The following is a 2,152-nucleotide window of genomic DNA, read 5'->3' as shown; positions in this document are numbered from 1 at the left end:
GACGGAGACCCCGTCGGCCCTCGCGGCGTTCTGGCGCGTCGGCCCTTCCCGCGCATTCGGAAACCGAATCGTCCGTGGCGCCACCCCGTGTCGGGATAGAGGGCTGTTCGGGTGGCGGACGTCGGCGGACGGGTGGTGGAACGCTCCCGGAAAAGGTTACCGACCGTGCGGTATGTCACAGGATTAGGCGATCCGGGTGACGTCGGCCAATACTCCGTACCGATCGGTAACCTCAGGCGGTGGGAGTTCCGTTGGTGCGCAACTTCGTGGTCGGGTCGACCGTCCTCGCCCTGCTGGTGGCCGGGTGCGGCGCCGAGGGGGAGCCACCGGTCAAGGCGGGACCCGGCGTCACCGCCGGCACCATCTCGCTGGGCGTGCTCACCGACATGACGGGCCCGTTCTCGGCCACCTCGCTCATCCGCATCAAGGGCTACGAGCTGTTCCTGGGCGAGCTGAACGAGCGCGGCGGCATCTGCGGCCGCAAGGTCGAGCTCAAGCAGGCCGACCACGGCTACGACGTCAACCGGGCGCTGGAGGCGTACTTCGACCTGGAGCCGCAGGTGCTCGGGTTCATCGACGTCACCGGTGCGCCGATGACCGAAGCCATCGAGCCGGACCTGATGCAGACCCGGGCCATCGCCGCGCCCGCGTCCTGGTCCGCGAGCCTGCTCGGCAATCCGCACATGGTCATCGTCGGCACCACCTACGACCTCGACGTCATCAACGGCCTGGACCACGTCAAGCGCGCCGGTGCGATCCACGAGGGCGACACCATCGGGCACGTCTACGTCGACAGCGACTACGGCCGCAACGCCCTGGAGGGCAGCACGTTCGCCGCCGAGCAGTGGGGCATGCGGCTCGTGGCGAAGGGCGTGCCGGAGACCGCCGACGTGGCCGCGCAGGTGGCCGAGCTGCGTGCCGCGGGTGCGAAGGCGGTGTTCCTCAGCACGTCGCCGCAGCAGACCGCGACCGCCGTCGCCACCGCCGAGCGGCTCGGCTGGGACGTGCCGTTCCTGGTCAACGCCGTCGGTTACGACCCGCTGATCCTGCAGTCGCCCGCGGCGGCGGCCGTGGTGAAGCGGGTGCAGGTGGTGTCCCCGATCGCGCCGTTCGCCACCGACCAGCCGGGACCGCGCGCGGTGGCCGAGGCGTTCACCCGCAAGTACCCGGACCTGGAGCCGACCGGTTCGGTCGACCACGGTTACGTCATCGGCATGGCGTTCGCGGCGATCCTGGAGAAGGCGTGCGCCGAGCGCGACCTGACCCGTGACGGCGTGCTGCGGGCGTTCCAGGACACCAGCAAGGTGGACACGAAGAGCCTCACCGGCCAGCTTCGGTTCTCGCTGGTGGGTCGGCCGTCCGCGACGCAGTCCTACATCGCCAGGCCGGACCCGGCGACACCCGGTGGGCTGGCCGTGATCGCAGACCTGTTCGAGTCCGACCTGGTCAAGCTCAAGGGCACCCGCGCCAAGTAGCCCCGGCGGGTAGTTTCCGCCGGTTCGGGCGGGGAATCCGGTGCGCATGATCGAGGTGCGCTGGGCGGTGCCCACGTCGGTGGAGCGGGTGTTCGCGGTGCTGGCCGACGGCTGGTCGTACGCGGGCTGGGTGGTCGGCGCGGCGCACATCCGCGAGGTCGACGCGGGGTGGCCGGGGACGGGGACCAGGATCCACCACAGCGTCGGCGCGTGGCCGGTGGCGGTGAAGGACGTGACGACCGTGCTGGACGTCGACCCGCCCCGGATGCTGGAGCTGGAGGCGCGGCTGTGGCCGTTGGGCGCGGCGCGGATCCGGTTCGAGCTGAAGGCCACCTCCGACGGCACCGAGGTCACCATGCTGGAGGAGGCCATCAAGGGCCCGCTCTCCCTGCTGCCCCAGCAGGCCCAGACCCTCTACCTGACCCCGCGCAACCGCGAGACCCTCCGCCGCCTGGGCGACCTGGCCGCCCGCAAGGGCCCCGCCTAACCCCTCCTCACCCCGCTCCGCTCCGCGTGTCCTACCTCCACGTCACGCGTGTCCTACCTCCAGACCGCGAGAGTCCTACGTTCACGTCGCGAGAGTCCTACGTTCAGAACGCGTGAGTTGAACGCTCAGCACACGCAGCCGCCACGTCCGGGGCAGGAGGCCGAGCGCGCCACCGCGGTGACCGAGGTGC

General features: G+C 70.9%; 2 protein-coding genes. Both read left to right on the top strand.

The window, feature by feature from the left end; translation table 11 throughout:
- The first annotated feature begins 239 nt into the window (after nt 1–239).
- On the top strand, nt 240–1,475 hold the full coding sequence (locus AB0G02_RS36440) for an ABC transporter substrate-binding protein (protein WP_360803917.1): 1,236 nt from the start codon (nt 240–242) through the stop codon (nt 1,473–1,475).
- Nucleotides 1,476–1,521: 46 nt separating this feature from the next.
- Nucleotides 1,522–1,962 (top strand): SRPBCC family protein, encoded by a 441-nt coding sequence (locus tag AB0G02_RS36435; RefSeq protein WP_360803914.1) that lies wholly within the window; start codon nt 1,522–1,524, stop codon nt 1,960–1,962.
- The last annotated feature ends 190 nt before the right edge of the window (nt 1,963–2,152 follow it).

The sequence above is a fragment of the Actinosynnema sp. NPDC023658 genome, from assembly GCF_040639995.1.
Lineage (GTDB): Bacteria > Actinomycetota > Actinomycetes > Mycobacteriales > Pseudonocardiaceae > Actinosynnema.
Note: the sequence above shows the minus strand (reverse complement) of the source record. Positions and strands in the feature narration are given on the sequence as shown.